Source organism: Ekhidna sp. (genome assembly GCF_964218185.1).
In the GTDB taxonomy this organism is placed as follows: domain Bacteria; phylum Bacteroidota; class Bacteroidia; order Cytophagales; family Cyclobacteriaceae; genus Ekhidna.
The window spans coordinates 229,954-244,993 of sequence record NZ_CAXPLV010000005.1; the positions used below are offsets into that span (position 1 = coordinate 229,954).

Annotated in this window: 12 protein-coding genes; 3 read left to right on the plus strand and 9 right to left on the minus strand. The window is 41.1% G+C overall.

Annotated elements, in window-relative coordinates:
- Nucleotides 1-27: 27 nt before the first annotated feature.
- The 4 genes from ybeY to ACEQZT_RS06450 are packed head-to-tail and all read right to left on the minus strand — an operon-like array spanning nt 28 to nt 4,618.
- Nucleotides 28-450: an rRNA maturation RNase YbeY gene (gene ybeY / locus ACEQZT_RS06435; RefSeq protein WP_370088402.1), complete on the minus strand. Its 423-nt coding sequence runs from the start codon at nt 448-450 to the stop codon at nt 28-30.
- Entirely contained in the window at nt 450-854 is a 405-nt protein-coding gene (locus tag ACEQZT_RS06440) for an ATP-binding protein (protein WP_370088404.1), read from the minus strand. The genes ybeY and ACEQZT_RS06440 overlap by 1 nt, the downstream gene beginning before the upstream one ends.
- A complete protein-coding gene (locus ACEQZT_RS06445) occupies nt 847-4,221 on the minus strand; it encodes a hypothetical protein (RefSeq protein WP_370088406.1) in 3,375 nt (1,124 codons plus the stop codon). Before ACEQZT_RS06445 ends, ACEQZT_RS06440 begins: the two co-directional genes overlap by 8 nt.
- Nucleotides 4,222-4,261: 40 nt before the next feature.
- Nucleotides 4,262-4,618 carry a hypothetical protein gene (locus ACEQZT_RS06450; protein ID WP_370088408.1) on the minus strand — a complete coding sequence of 119 codons (357 nt, stop codon included), beginning with the start codon at nt 4,616-4,618 and terminating at the stop codon, nt 4,262-4,264.
- 23 nt (nt 4,619-4,641) lie between these two features.
- Between ACEQZT_RS06450 and ACEQZT_RS06455 the strand changes: the two genes are divergently transcribed.
- Nucleotides 4,642-5,313 carry a ComF family protein gene (locus ACEQZT_RS06455; protein ID WP_370088410.1) on the plus strand — a complete coding sequence of 224 codons (672 nt, stop codon included), beginning with the start codon at nt 4,642-4,644 and terminating at the stop codon, nt 5,311-5,313.
- A gap of 53 nt (nt 5,314-5,366) precedes the next feature.
- Here ACEQZT_RS06455 and gldJ read toward each other — a convergent pair whose 3' ends face one another.
- Together gldJ and mfd are read right to left on the minus strand one after the other, a co-directional pair.
- Nucleotides 5,367-6,701 carry a gliding motility lipoprotein GldJ gene (gldJ, locus tag ACEQZT_RS06460; RefSeq protein WP_370088412.1) on the minus strand — a complete coding sequence of 445 codons (1,335 nt, stop codon included), beginning with the start codon at nt 6,699-6,701 and terminating at the stop codon, nt 5,367-5,369.
- Between the two features lie 148 nt (nt 6,702-6,849).
- Nucleotides 6,850-10,209, minus strand: a complete 3,360-nt coding sequence (gene mfd, locus ACEQZT_RS06465) for a transcription-repair coupling factor (RefSeq protein ID WP_370088414.1) — start codon at nt 10,207-10,209, stop codon at nt 6,850-6,852.
- 400 nt (nt 10,210-10,609) lie between these two features.
- On the opposite strand from mfd, the gene ACEQZT_RS06470 reads away from it, so the two are divergent.
- The gene (locus ACEQZT_RS06470) at nt 10,610-11,377 is read left to right on the plus strand and encodes a S1/P1 nuclease (RefSeq protein ID WP_370088416.1); all 768 of its coding nucleotides are present in this window, start codon (nt 10,610-10,612) and stop codon (nt 11,375-11,377) included.
- Here ACEQZT_RS06470 and ACEQZT_RS06475 read toward each other — a convergent pair.
- A complete protein-coding gene (locus ACEQZT_RS06475; RefSeq protein WP_370088417.1) occupies nt 11,374-11,832 on the minus strand; it encodes a hypothetical protein in 459 nt (152 codons plus the stop codon). The two genes, ACEQZT_RS06470 and ACEQZT_RS06475, sit on opposite strands and share 4 nt — an antisense overlap.
- 105 nt (nt 11,833-11,937) lie before the next feature.
- On the opposite strand from ACEQZT_RS06475, the gene ACEQZT_RS06480 reads away from it, so the two are divergent.
- Entirely contained in the window at nt 11,938-13,413 is a 1,476-nt protein-coding gene (locus ACEQZT_RS06480; protein WP_370088419.1) for a DUF4301 family protein, read from the plus strand.
- On the opposite strand, the gene ACEQZT_RS06485 is transcribed toward ACEQZT_RS06480, so the two are convergent.
- The gene (locus tag ACEQZT_RS06485) at nt 13,410-13,769 is read right to left on the minus strand and encodes a response regulator (RefSeq protein WP_370088421.1); all 360 of its coding nucleotides are present in this window, start codon (nt 13,767-13,769) and stop codon (nt 13,410-13,412) included. The genes ACEQZT_RS06480 and ACEQZT_RS06485 overlap by 4 nt on opposite strands.
- On the minus strand, nt 13,766-15,019 hold the full coding sequence (locus ACEQZT_RS06490; protein ID WP_370088423.1) for a sensor histidine kinase: 1,254 nt from the start codon (nt 15,017-15,019) through the stop codon (nt 13,766-13,768). The genes ACEQZT_RS06485 and ACEQZT_RS06490 overlap by 4 nt, the downstream gene beginning before the upstream one ends.
- Nucleotides 15,020-15,040 lie beyond the last annotated feature (21 nt).

Here is a 15,040-nt window from a genome sequence, read left to right on the forward strand (position 1 = left end):
CCACGCATCAATGTTTCACGTGGAACGTTAATTTTTTAGCAAAGATAAACAGGCGTCTTCTTTTTCTCTCATTAGGTTTTTTTCAGCTTCGGTCTTATCGCCAAAACCTAGAAGATGAAGTATGCCATGTATCATCACCCTGTTCAGCTCTCTTTCAAAGGGCACACCTTGTGTTGTGGAGTTGTCTTTTACGCGATCCACGCTTATAAAGATGTCGGACTCGATGATGTTCTCCTCATCAGAGTTGTCAAAGGTGATTATGTCAGTGAAGTAATCATGCAGGAGATGCTCTTTGTTTATTTCCAGCAGATATTCATCAGAGCAAAAGATGTAGTTTATTTCTTCTAGAATGTAATCATGGGATTTAATTACCGCAGAAACCCATTCCGAAAGTTCGTCTTGATTAGAAGGAAGAAAGTCTGTGTCCTCAGCGTGATACTGAATTTTCATTACGAAAGGTAGAAGCTGAGCTCTGCGATTCGTCCTTCATTTTTGAAAGAAACTTCATCACAAAGGTTTTTCATTAGAAAAATTCCTCTACCACCCGGCTTGCTAATATTTTCAGGAAGGGTGGGGTCTGGGAGGTTGTTGTAATCAAAACCTGCACCTTCATCTTTGATGGTGAATTTGATTAGTGTCTTTTCAAGTGCAAGTTGAAGATGAACATTCTTTTTACTATCAGATTGATTGCCATGGACTATCGCGTTGTTTACCGATTCTGTTACCGCAATCATGATATTCCCATAGATGTCATCATCCAGGTTATATTGATCTTTTGCATTATCTATAAAGCTTTCAACAATCCGAATATTCTCCGGAAGTGATGGAATTTGTATTTGAATGTTGTCAATCATTCTCTTCGTCTGAACTTAAGCGTCTAAAATAGTCGTTTACTTCTTTTTTATAAAATGGATTTAATTCTAAAGGAATAGTTTTTAAAAGTTCGATCTCTTTTTTCTTCAACTCGAGATATTTTTCGAATCCAGGAGGCATTTCCCGGGTGATAACTTTGGGTTGTTCTGCCTCCCTCTCTTCATCCATTTCCTGATTTCTTTGTGCTTTTTCTGCTTCCAGCATTCTTGTCATTATCTGCTTTTGGCGATTAATGAGTTGCTGAGTTAATTTTTTGTTTACCAAGTCTACTTCATTTTGCTCCATCATATCAATGGCTCGCTTCATGTCATCCCCCCCTAGTCCGCCACCGGGCTTACCATCCTGTGCTTCCTTGAGCATTTCCATTTGCCTTCGAATCATCTCCTGCTCAGCTGCTAACCGGGCTAGTTCTTCAGAAAGCTCTCTTCCTGATTTTCCTGATCCTTTTAGCTCATTGATTTTTTCTCCTAATTGATTTTGCAGCTCTTGCAAGTCTGGCATTCCTTGAGGTTGTTTCTTCTGTCCGGAGCTAGAGTTGCCCATAGCCTCAGACATGGACATTTGCATTTGCTGCATAGTGTCATCCAAAAGAAGTGCAAGATTGTTAATGGATGTCATAGCAAATTGCTGACTTGACAGGGCTCTCCCTCGATTTCTGTCTTTGAGAAAGTCAATAGCCTCATCTATGTTTTCATTGATGGCGCCTACTTCACGGGTGACATAAGAAGATATCTGCACCACCTTGGAGGCAAGTGATAGCAGACTGTCCTGTATCACCTTCGCATCATCCTTAAGCTTTAACTGATTTTGGGAAAGTTCGAGAAATCGTGGATCCGACTGGTTTACTTCTCGCATCTCAAGCATGATCTCTTCCTGATTAAATGACAGCTTAACAAGGTTGTCCAAAATATCTCTCAGCTGATCAAGGTTTGCTTGCATCATTTCCATTTGCATACCGCCTTGCATGTTTGAGAGCTTCTTGCTTAAGTTTTGCATTTTTTGTGCAGCATTTTTCTGTTTTTGCTGAATATTCTTAGGTTGATTTTTTTGAGATGAATTTTGTTCCCCACTCTGTTGTTTGTTTTTTTGGTCTGAATCACCAGAGTTTTCATTACTCTCCGATTGCTCGTCATTACCCTCCTTTTCTTGTTGCATCTGCTCTATGATTTCGCGAAGCTCTTTCGAAATCTGCCTTTCCTCTAGCTCAAAGTCTTCCATCGCCTCTGGCCGCTTGAGTTCTTGATTTAGCTTTTGAATCTCGTCCATCTTTTCTCTGAACTCATCAAACTCTTTATTTATCTGCTCTTGGGCTTCTTTACTAGCATCATTCTCGGCGATTTGTTCTTGTTGTTTGCCAAGCGTATCGAGTTTCTGTAGGTTTTGCTCTAAGGCGCTTTCCATTTTCAGTCGCTTAAAAAGCTCTAGAGCTCGCTCAAGGTCTCGCTCCAGATTTTGCTCACTTTTCTTCAGTTCATTTAATTCCTGAGAGACCTGGTCTGATGAGCTGTTTTCTTTCATCAACTCTTTTAGCTTTTCATAAAGCTTCATAGTCTCTTCGTCCATCATTTCATTTAGGAGCTCTTGGAGTTTTTGATTCTTTTCTTGCTGTTGAGCGCTTTGGTTTTGAAATCGCTTGCTTGACTTCATCAACTCCTCATGTTGCTTTTTAAGCTTTTCGATTTCCTCAGATAGCTTTTCTCTATCCTCAATCACATCGTTGAGAAGCTTTTTCTCCTGCCAGTCAAATTTTTGCTCAGATTTCAACCGTTCCTCTATTTCTTCTAGTCTGTTGGCAATTTCCTCTGCCTTCTTTTCTGTTGCTCCAAGTTGGTCTTCTACATTATTCTGTTTTTCAGAAATTAGAGAAGATATTGCTTCTGAGTCTGGAGTTTGTAGGATAAAAGAGGCGGCCTTAGTTTCTTTTGGGCCATGTACACCGTCATTATCGACTACACTCATATACACCTCCAAAGACTCGCCGGTTTTCAGGTTCAGCGTATCCAAATTCCAGCTGGCAAAATAACTTTGACTTCTCGCCTGTTGATTTATATCGAGTGGTATTCTTGTAAACTTTTTTTGATTGGCCTTTTTGTAATTGATGTTTAGGCCGCTAAATCCGTAATCATCTGAAATAGATCCTGCAAAGGTGATCTCTTCATAAGTTGTGGAGTCTGGGAAGTATTGAGCAAAAATTTCAGGATATTGATCCTTGATCACATCGATGGTGTAAGAAAGCTCGGACTTGTTTCTGCTATATTTATTGAATAAGTCAACCTGATATATTCCAGAATTTAATATTCTTTTTTCAATAATAAAGTTGTTCTCATTTGTTCTCGGAATCCCGGATTTGTCATTGTTGAATACGAAATGAGCACTATCAGTAGCTAAAGTTTTAATATCCCAAGTAACTGATGACCCCTCCAGTAGAGTTAAGTTGGCGGTGTTCTCAATTGTTTTTCTCTGACCCCCGGTATACTCAGGCTCTTGTACTCTGATAAGCATAGAAACCAGATCTGGGCGATCATTTACCTCAATTTTGTATGTTTTTGAGATGAAACCCGCTGCTTCGAACCGGATGCTTTTACTAGATTGAATTTTTGGAAAAGAGAAAGAAAAACTAGCTTCTTTAAGCAGACTAGCAGATTTTGATGATTTACCATCTTCCAAAAGAGTGATAGTCTCCGGCAACTGATCACCAACAACCTGCACTTCAATGGTGAAATCTTCTCCTCGGAATGCTTTCAGGTCATCATTCTTTAACTCAAACTGAAACGGTGCTTTTGGAATAAACTCTTTCTTGAAGTAAACAATCCTGCTCGAACCTTCAGTTAATAGAGATGGGCTGATGAATGAAACAAGTCCGAATGTAGCAGCAACAGCAATGAGTATCAGGCTATATTTTTTTATTGGTTTGAAGTCTACAGCTTGAATGAACGCAAACTGATTGAAGTTTGATGATTTTTTTTCGATTGCAGCGAGCAGCAGTTCATTGCCTGCTTGTTTTCCAAGTTGCAAGGTGTTTAGTAGCCGATCTTCGATTTCAGGGAAGTGTTTTGAGATAATGCCAGCAGCCTCTTCATCACTTATGCCTTTTTTGATGTTGGCAAGTGAAAGGCCCGGTTTAGCCACCAAAGTGTATCCTGAAACTATAATTAATAGCAAAAAACCAAAAAACAGAATGGACCTTCCCGCCACACCAAGCCAAAACTGATGCTCGAGACCACTAATGAACAAAAAAACAGCTGAGTTTATGATCAGAAAGATCAACACCCCCAGCAGTAGCTGCCGGAAATAGTACCTTCTCTTAAAAGCCTCAAGCCGATCCTTTATTTGAATTAAGCCACTCATTGTTGGGTTGTAAACGGACAATGCCAATCAAAGGTGCATGTTACCAACCAATTTCTTCATTGAAATACTCTAAAATCTGAATTTTTAACAGTTTTTCCTGCTCAAGTAAATCAAAACGAGGAAGCTTTTTTACAAGCTTCCAATGAGGCCATCCATCCTTATCTCGCCCCTCCAGTTCATAGTATCCAGCCAGGGAAAGGACTTTGCAAATCGCAATATGTAGTATATCCTGTTTCTCTTCTTTGGAAAAAGCCTTTGTTCCCTGGCCAAGCTCTTGCACTCCAATCAAAAAAAGAACTGAATTTAAATCTGCTGGACGCTTACCCGTTACATCTTTGATTTTATATAGTAATGCTACCCATTCCTTCTGTAGATCCAAATCCTTTTTAAAAACCATTATTTATCATTAATTTTCTGAGAATGCTGAAGGATTTTATTTCCCTGATCTTTCCTCAAAACTGCATAAACTGCCAGCAGTCATTGATATCCGCAGAGGATTATTTATGTACTCCCTGCAAAATAGACCTTCCGCGAACAAATGATCACAAGCTTGAATCAAATGATTTGCATAGAAAATTTGTCTTTGAACCAAAGATAAAGTCAGCAACCGCATTTATGTATTTTCATAAAGGCGGCATTGCTCAAAAATTACTGCATCAATTGAAATATAAAGGCAAGAAGGACCTAGGTATTCTTTTGGGTTACTGGTTTGCGCCTAATCTTTCTGAGATGGGCACGGATGTTGATTTTATCATTCCCGTACCGCTTCATAAATCTAAGAAACGAAAACGAGGATTTAACCAGAGCGAGTGTATTGCTGAAGGGCTATCTGAAACTCTTGAAAAGCCTGTTGAGCTGAACTTAGTGACTCGACTTGTCGCCACACAAAGCCAAACAAGGAAAAGCAAGGTTCAGCGTTGGCGAAACCTTGAAAATGTCTACTCAAAGGTAGATCGTGATCTCACTGGTATGTCTATCCTGATTGTAGATGATGTGATTACTACAGGAGCTACCGTTGGTATGTTGTGTGATCGCTTGATAGAGGCAAATGCAGCCGCTATTCATATTGCATGCATTGCGAGGGGCAAATAAAAAAGGCTGTTCTTTCGAACAGCCTCATTGAAAAATCTGTGAGATTTAAATTCTTAGAAATTAGACCCTGCGCGGATCATTGCGCATCGGAATCCAATGGTTGAAGTTGCAGAATCCTCGAAAAGGAATCTTCTGGTTCCAGGAGATAGCCAGTAAGCTACGTCAGCCCATGAACCACCTTTGTATACTCTCAACCTTTTCATTGGAGGGTTATCTGCATTGAAAGATTTTTGAAGACCTGAGGTTTTAACCCATTCTGCTTCTTCATACGGAGCTTCTCGCCCAATGAATGAATAATCTGCATCGTATCCTGTCTCTGAATCTAATATTGCATCTCTTCGCGCAGGGTTCAGATCATCCATGTCCTGGAATGAAAGCGGTCTGTATACATCCTGCACCCACTCATTCACATTTCCAGCCATGTTGTAAAGACCGAAATCATTCGGTGGATAGTCGTAGATGTAAGTTGTAATCATTGCACCGTCATTCAACTTACCAGCGATACCGGCATAGTCACCATTTCCTCTTTTAAAGTTGGCAAGGAAATATCCCATGCTTTTTCCGTAAGGATTTCTCAATGCGTGACCATCCCAAGGATAAAGTCTTCTGTGAGTTTGGTTTTCGTCTAACCACTGAGTACCGATAAGTGCCTGAGCTGCATATTCCCACTCAGCTTCTGTTGGAAGTCTGTAGCCAGGAAGTACTACACCAGATGTTAAGCCAGGCACAGTTCCTGCTGAAGCAGATAGGTCTCCACCTTCTGCACCAGCAAAAGCATCGTCTCCTGATGCTACCGGATCAAGGTATCCTGCATCCTCAGCTAATTTTAAGTTTACAACTGTAGTTCTCCATTTAGAGTAGTTTACAGCTTGTCTCCAGTTTACTCCCACCACAGGGAAGTATCTGAATCCAGGGTATCTGTAGTAACTATTTACATATGGATCGTTGTAAGCAAGATCTTTTGCCCAAACAGTTGTATCAGGGAGGTTATTTCTCCAGTAATACTCGTCTGAGTCTTGCTTGATGTAATATTCATACTCCAACCAGTGGATGTTTGCAACCTCCGTTTCATCCATGTAGAATGAAGCAACAGTTACAGCTCTCTCCAGGTTATCGTGCGCATAAACAACATCTTCTTCGAAGGAACCTAGCACAGTTCGACCACCCTCAATAAAAATAAGGTTTGGTCCGTCTGGCTGTCCCTGAAAATCATTTACTTGAAAACCACCTTCTTCGTTAAACTCCAGGCCGGTGGCAGAACTGGCAAAGCCCGGATTTTCTGCGGAAGGAGCTCCTCCGCTACCTTTAATAAAGTTACAAGCGCTTAAAAAAGCTGCAGCAATAGCAAAGTAACCAATGCTTCTGGCTGCTCTCACATAATTTTTCATAACACCGTTTGAATTTGTCTTGAAACGTTTCAACGTACTAATAAACACAAATATTTCAAAAAACCCATCGTAAGTCAATGGATTTTAGATTAAACCTATTGATCTAATGCCAGATTATGCACATTTATTGTGTGATTTTGAACAAATATTAGGCATGAGCAAGCGGTGAATGCATCTGATTAATCACCTGCCCGGCATTTTCAACAGAGCCTACATTTTCCACACTGATTAATAGCTTATTTTTTACTTCCTTCATTTTGCTATCGTGTGGGTTTGATTTGATGAAGGCCAAAACGTTACCAAATCTTTCGGATTGGAAATACTCAGGTGGTTTTTTATCAGAAATGTAGCATCGCATTTTATTGCCTTTTATCGTCACCTTTTCAAAACCGATTTGCATCGCCTTCCACCTTAATCTGACTGTTTCGGTTAGGTTTTTCACGCCATTCGGAAGTGGGCCAAATCGATCTTTCATCATTTTGATGAAATCTACCAATTCATCTTCAGTTTTTAAATCATCTAGTTGGGTGTATAACCCTAGCCTTTCAGAGATGTTGCTTACATAACTCTCAGGAATGAGTGCCTCAAAATCAGTTTCTATGTTGCAGTCCTCCACCATTTTGTCCAGCACCTCCTTGTTCTTCAAAAGATCAGTTTCAAAAAGCTCCTTGTACTCACCCTCTTTAAGCTCTTGCACAGCCTCATCCAAAATTTTGTGATACATATCAAACCCAATGTCATTGATAAAACCGCTTTGTTCTGCACCCAACAGGTTTCCTGCTCCGCGAATGTCCAGATCACGCATGGCGACTTTGAATCCATCCCCAAGATCGGAAAATTCTTCAAGTGTATTCAGCCTCTTTCTGGCATCACTCGTAAGTGCCGATGCTGGAGGGGTAAGCATAAAGCAGTAGGCCTTTGTGTTCGACCTGCCTACACGACCCCTCATCTGGTGAAGATCCGAAAGCCCAAACATGTGGGCATTGTTTATAATGATGGTGTTTGCATTCGGGATATCCAATCCACTTTCAATGATGTTAGTCGAAACCAAAACATCGTAATCTCCCTCAATGAACTTGAGCATAACTTTTTCCAACTTTGGTCCTTCCATCTGACCATGAGCTATACCGATTCTTGCATCGGGAACCAACTTGAATATCATATTGCCGACCTGCTCGATATCGCTTACCCGATTGTGAACCATGAAAACCTGACCCCCTCTTCTCAGCTCATGGCTAACTGCATCTCGAATTACCTCTTCATTAAACTCATGCAACTCTGTCGTTACCGGTCTTCTGTTGGGGGGTGGTGTGGAAATAATAGACAAGTCTCTTGCTCCCATCAGGGAAAAATGAAGTGTTCTTGGAATTGGAGTTGCGGTCAAGGTCAATGCGTCAACATTCACACGCATATCTTTCAATCGTTCTTTCACTTTTACCCCAAACTTCTGCTCCTCATCTATAATCATTAGGCCAAGATCTTTGAACTCGATATCCTTATTTACGATTCGGTGCGTACCGATCAGAATATCGATTTTTCCTTCTTTTACCCTTTTCTTAATGTCTGTGATTTGCTTGGATGTTTTGAAACGATTGATGTAATCGATGCTCACCGGCATATTTTCTAAACGTGAAGCAAACGTTCGGTGGTGCTGCATAGCCAGAATGGTGGTTGGAACCAACACAGCCACCTGTTTTCCGGAATTAACCGCTTTAAAGGCTGCACGGATCGCAATTTCTGTTTTCCCAAACCCCACATCGCCACAGACCAGTCGATCCATCGGGTGTTCGAGCTCCATGTCAGCTTTTACATCAGAGGTAGCCATGGACTGATCAGGTGTGTCCTGATACATGAAGGAAGACTCAAGCTCTGCCTGCAAATAATCATCTGCCGGGAAAGCATACCCTCTGGCAGCTTTTCGTTTCGCGTAGAGTTCAATCAAGTCCTTGGCAATGTCCTTAACTTTTTTCTTGACCTTCTTTTTCTTATTCTCCCAATCTGGGGATCCCAGTTTGTTGATGGATGGAGGCTCTCCTTCCTTACCGGAATACTTTGAAATTTTATGTAGCGAATGAAGGGAGACATAAAGCAAATCATCATCCCGATAAACCAATCGGATTGCTTCTTGTTTATTGTTTCCGACATCCACGGTATCCAGCCCGGCAAATCGTCCAACCCCATAGTCGATGTGAGTGACGAAATCTCCTGGCTGCAGTGTTTTTAGCTCCTTGAGGGTGAGCGCCTTGCTTTTGGTAAACTTTTCTTTGCCTTTGTATCGATGAAACCGATCGAAGATTTGATGATCTGTATAAACACAAAGCTCTTCGTGATCATCAATAAACCCCTCGCGTAAGGAAGCAGTCACTCCTTCAAATTTGATCTCAGGATCAATTTCCTCAAAGATTGTTTCCAATCGCTCGATTTGCTTGAAAGACTCTGCAGCAATAAATTTTTGATAGCTGGTTTGCTGTAGCTCCCGGAGGTTTTCTGCAAGCAATGTAAAATTCTTATGAAAAGAAGGTTGCGGTCGGGTTGCCAATGTGAGCTCCTCATCAGGTTGAATATAGAAGCGCTTCCCAAATTCTATCTTGGTGAAACTTTCAAGAGATGAGGTAAAAGAATCCTGCGTTTCGAATAATTGTTCTGGTGATGTGATCAGCTTGGAATCACCACTCATTTCACGAATAGTCTGAAATTGTTCTTCAACCTTGTGAAATGACTTATCTATAATGTCGAGGGATTGCTGGTAATCCTTTAGCCAGATAGTGGTTTCTTTTGGAATGTACTCAAGGAAAGACTGACGCTCCTCTGTTACCAGCTTGGTCTGCACATTTGGAATCAGCGAAATATGATCGAGCTCCTTGGTTGACAGCTGACTCTCAGGATCAAACTCACGAATTGACTCAATCTCATCTCCAAACAATTCCAGCCTGTAAGGTCGCTCATGGGCATAGGAAAAAACATCGACGATACCCCCCCTGACAGAGAATTGACCAGGCTCGTAAACAAAGTCCGTTTTTTCAAAATCATAGGTTAGAAGAAGGTCCGATAGAAACTCAGTGTCAAGTTGCTCTCCGGACCGTGCAGTAAAAGTGTTTGAAACGAGCGACCGTTTGTTAATCACTTTTTCTGACAAAGCCTCTGGATATGTGATGATGACCAGATGATCTTTGTCGTTCAGGTCACTAAGCACTTCTGCTCGCTGAAGAATGTTTGCATTTTCAATTTCCTCAAACTGATAGGGCTTTTTATAGGAAGAAGGGAAAGCAATAAACTCATCCTCAAGAAAATTAGACAAGTCAGTTTGAAAATAGGACGCCTCTTCAAAATCATGCAGCACAACAAGGTGTATGCCGCCTGCACGCTTTGCTACTGCAGCTAGCAAAAGAGCATCATAGCTCCCTGAAATTCCCTTCAAGCGAAGCTGATTCTTTTTGCCAATGCTCTCGGCTATAGCTTGTACATTAGAGCTTTCCTGGTACTTCCTTAATAAATCATGTGTATTCAAACCCTCTATCCTTTATAGGTCGCAAAAGTAAACTCTTCTGATTCACCTATGGTTCAAACACGCAGGCATGATTTTAATGTTTGACTTAAAAAGGCAGTTGATAGATCATAATTGGCAATTCATCTAAAAAATGAACTATTTCAAGATGCAATTGCAACATATAGTGGAAAACATGGGTTTATAGAACCAAAGAGTTCAGGATAAGAAGGAATCAACTCTCTTCTCTTCTTGTTTTCTTAAAGACATAATAAAACAGACTTCAAACGTTTGTTTAAAAACTTTCTTTTAGGTTAGGTTGGTGATTAGGCGTGTACCGTTCTTCGGGCACGCCTTCTCTTTTTTATCACTTTCTTAACAATCAACACACCTTTCATTTATTCTATTCGCCTAACTTTATTCCATGAAGAAGTTTTCGCTAATCACTGTTATTTTTCTAATTACTTTCAAATCCTTCGGGTGGGGAGCTACAGGCCACAGAATCGTAGGGCTGATTGCAGAGCGACATCTTACCAAAAAAGCTAAGAAAAACATTGCGCTTGTTTTGGGAACTGAGACCCTGGCCGAAGTAAGCAATTACATGGATTTTATAAAGTCTGACGCAACTTACCGGCACATGTCGCCCTGGCATTATGCTACTATTCCTGACGGAAAAACGTATGCTGAAGCCGGAACACCAGAGGAGGGAGATATCATCGTGACACTTCAGCGTTTGATGAAAGAATTGGAGACAAAATCATTCACCGATGAAGATGAGGCTTTTGCACTAAAATGTCTGGTTCATCTCATCGGCGATATTCATCAGCCCCTTCATGTAGGCAATGGAGAAGATAGGGGGGGGAATGATGTGAAGCTGGAATATTTCTGGCAGAGTTCTAATCTGCATAGGGTGTGGGATAGTGAGATGATTGATGGGCAGCAGTATAGCTATACCGAATATGTTGAGTGGATAGATCATGCTACTGACGATCAGCTGGACCAATGGTCTTCTTTGAATGTGCTGGACTGGGCTAATGAATCGAAAGAATGGCGAAATCAGTGCTATGATACTATGCCTGAGAATAAAGAATTGAGTTACCGATATAGCTACGATAATATTGAGCTACTAAATCAAAGGTTACTCCAGGCTGGAATCAGACTAGCGAATGTCCTGAATAAGATTTATGGCTAAAGTATAGTTAGCCGGAGCTTGTTGGCTGCATGTTCCAAATCTACCAATGCTTCTATTGCCATTACAGTTTCCATTGGCACTTTCAAGATTTGAGCCGCATGGTAAACCTGATCGCGCTCGTCTTGAGCATAATCACCATCTGCACTTGACATCCTGATCGCGTCATAAATCAAGAGTTTGTTGAAGTTGGCAAATGATTTTGTGTTGAACTCATGAAAGATCTCTTCCAGCTCACATTCCTCAAAATCGAACTCCTCCCAATCTGCGATAATTTCTTCATCCACACCAACAGCTTGTGCACACTCTACAGTAAGCCACTCGAGCTCAGGGTCAGACACCTCACCATCTGAGCCCGCAATAATGAGAAGTGCATAGCCATACTCTCTCCAAGAAGCGGGAGGCACCATTGTGATACCATAAAATGTTGGGGCGATTTTGAAAATATCTGTGCTCATATTGTTTTGGCGAAAAATTTGATCTATCCAAATTAATTTGTTTTAAGATGAAATGGAACTTCTTAACAGCCTGAATTTACATTTGTCCCCGAATTAGAAAGAAGCATGTTTTCAGATAGCGATATAGAGCAGATAAAAAAGCGTGGGATTACACTCCAAAAAGTGGATCAACAGCTTGATCGATTTAGAAAAGGCTTCCCGCATATACATCTAACCCGGTCAGCCACTATTGGTGATGGTATAATAAAGCTAAGCCAGGAAGAAGTTGATCACTATGTTGAGGCCTACGATGATAGGAAAGATTTGGATGTGATCAAGTTTGTGCCAGCATCGGGAGCAGCAACCCGCATGTTTAAGCCCCTGTTTCAGTTTTTGGAACATTTTGATGGATCAAACTTTGATTTCATCACCCGGGAAGAAAAAAAAGTGGGTAAGTTTTTTACAGAACTGGATGAGTTTGCATTCTACGGAGAATTATCCAGTGAAATAATTAAACGAGAAAATCGGCAAGTTGGTGAAGTATTAAATGGGGGCGGTTATAAGCTGATTGTCGAAACCCTTTTGGGTCAGACAGGACTGAATTATGGTCAGCTCCCGAAAGGACTATTGAAATTTCATGAGTATGAAGAAGGGCCTAGAACTCCTGCTCACGAACATTTGGTGGAAGCAAAAGCCTACGCGCACAAGCAGGGTAAAATCAAAGTTCATTTTACTGTCTCACCCGAACATTTAGAGGCGTTCAAAAGTCATGTTGACGGGATATTAGGTGAGAATGATAATTTCAAGGTTGGTTACAGTACACAACTACCTGAAACAGACACCATCGCATCAAAGCCAGATTTTTCTCCGTTTAGGTTAGATAATGGAAGTCTCCTTTTCCGCCCGGCAGGACATGGCGCTCTGCTCGAAAACCTGAATCAAATCAGCACCGACATTATTTTCATTAAGAATATTGATAATGTGGTGCCAGATCGTATCAAAAAGGAAACCATTCGATATAAGAAGGCGCTGGCGGGAGTTTTAATTACTTATCAATCAAAAATATTTTCACTTCTAAGTCAACTTGAGTCAGGAGCTGATGTTTATGATGAAGCGCGGGGACTTCTGGAAGACCTGGGATATAAAGGTGACTTTTCAAACCAAAAAGTTGAAGAGCTGCTAAACAGACCAATACGTGTATGCGGGATGGTGAAAAATGAGGGAGAGCCTGGAGGGGGCCCGTTTTGGGTAGCAAGTGGTTCTGATCAGACACTTCAAATAGTAGAGTCTGCGCAAGTGGACAAAGATGACAAGTCGCAAAAATCTATTTTTAAGACAGGCACACATTTCAACCCGGTAGACCTGGTTTGTGGAATCAAAAACTACAAGGGTGAAAAATTTGATTTGCTGAAATATAGAGATGACGAGACGGGTTTTATTTCAGAAAAATCGCATAATGGGCAGAAACTACTTGCTATGGAGCTTCCCGGGCTTTGGAATGGAAGTATGGCGAACTGGAATACCATCTTTGTGGAGGTGCCTTTGATTACTTTTAATCCGGTAAAAACAGTGACTGACCTCTTGAAACCAACACACCGCTAAAGTACCTCCTGCAGTGTTTGATGTATTTCGTTGTAATCAAATGGCTTTTTGAACTGGCAATAAACCATCTTTGATTCGATGGCTTCTTTTATTTGCTCGTGGTTGTCATATCCGGTGAGTAGAAAACAAGGGATATCAATTTCTGTCTTTAGCTTTTGGATCAACTCCAGCCCACTCATTTCGGGCATACGTAGGTCACTGATGATTGCACTTAGTGAATCTCGATGCTCATTAATTTTTTGAAGAGCCTCTTGACCGGACTGTGCGGTAAGCACATAATATTCTTCCTCAAACCTTTTTTCCAGCACAAAAAGGTTGATCAACTCATCATCTACAAACAGAATGGTGCTTTTCACAAACTAAAAGAAATGGCAAATTTAGAGCCTTTGCCTGGCTTTGAACTAACTTTTATCTCACCATTGTGCTCTTTAATTATTTTGTAGGTAATGGATAAGCCAAGCCCAGTGCCTTTTCCGGCGGGCTTTGTGGTGAAGAACGGATCACTAATTTTATTGAGGTTTTCTTTGCTGATACCTACGCCATCATCGATTATTTCCACCCTGATTTTATTACTCAGCTTTTTCGTTTTTACGGTGATCGTACCAGTGGAGCCAATTGCTTGCTCCGCATTTGAAATCAGGTTTAAAAACGCCTGATGCAGCTTTCCCTCATTTCCTGAGATGATCAAATCCGAATTGTCAAACTCTTTTACAACCGTCCCTTTGTATTTCAGCTTGGGCTGAAGCATGACAAGGCTATTATTCAGGATTTCGTGAATGTTACAGCGTTCATTCATTGCTTCGGTGTTTCTGCTGAAATGGTTCAGGCTATTTACAATAACGGTAGCTCTGTTGAGGCCTTCCTTTATAACATGAATACTCGGTGCTGCCTCAAAACTCAGCTCTTTTTCAGCTTTTAGTTCTGATTCCAAAATCTCGACACCTCCTTTTATGAAATTGAGCGGGTTGTTTATCTCATGTGCCACACCAGCAGAGAGCATTCCGAGAGATGCCATTTTTTCTGATTCTACCAGCTTATGAGTGGTTTCCTGCAGCTGCTTCATTGAGTCTCCCAGTTTTTGGTTTTTGATCACCAGCGCATTTCGAAACAGGAAGCTGTAAATGGAAACAATGGTGAATACAAATAAAGCACAGAGAATACCATGTGAGTTTTCATAGACTTCAGGAATCAGGTTAGAGGTGTATCCGGCTTCTGTCAAAGGGTACATGATGATCATGACAACAGCGGATACAATCATAAAAATGTACCGATCATAAATAGGGCGATAAAAGTAGGCAAGAAGGGGTGGAATTAGGAGCTCTACAAGTGCTGGAGAGAGCACACCACCTGTGTAGAATATCTGATTCAAAAATGCTAGCAGCGCTGTGATTATAGATAACCGAAACAGTGCGACCAGCCCTATCGAAAAGAAGGAAAGAATACCGTAGAAAACAAACAAAAAGAATGCTATAAATGTAGGCCAGTAGAGCTCTGGAATGTCCGCCGTATAGTAAAAACCGCCAAAGACCAGGGTGGATGCATAGGCGGAAATCATCAGAAACAGATAGAAACTTTGTTCTTTTTGCAGGTATCTTAGTTTGTTCACTGTGGCGGTTTCGGTGATTCC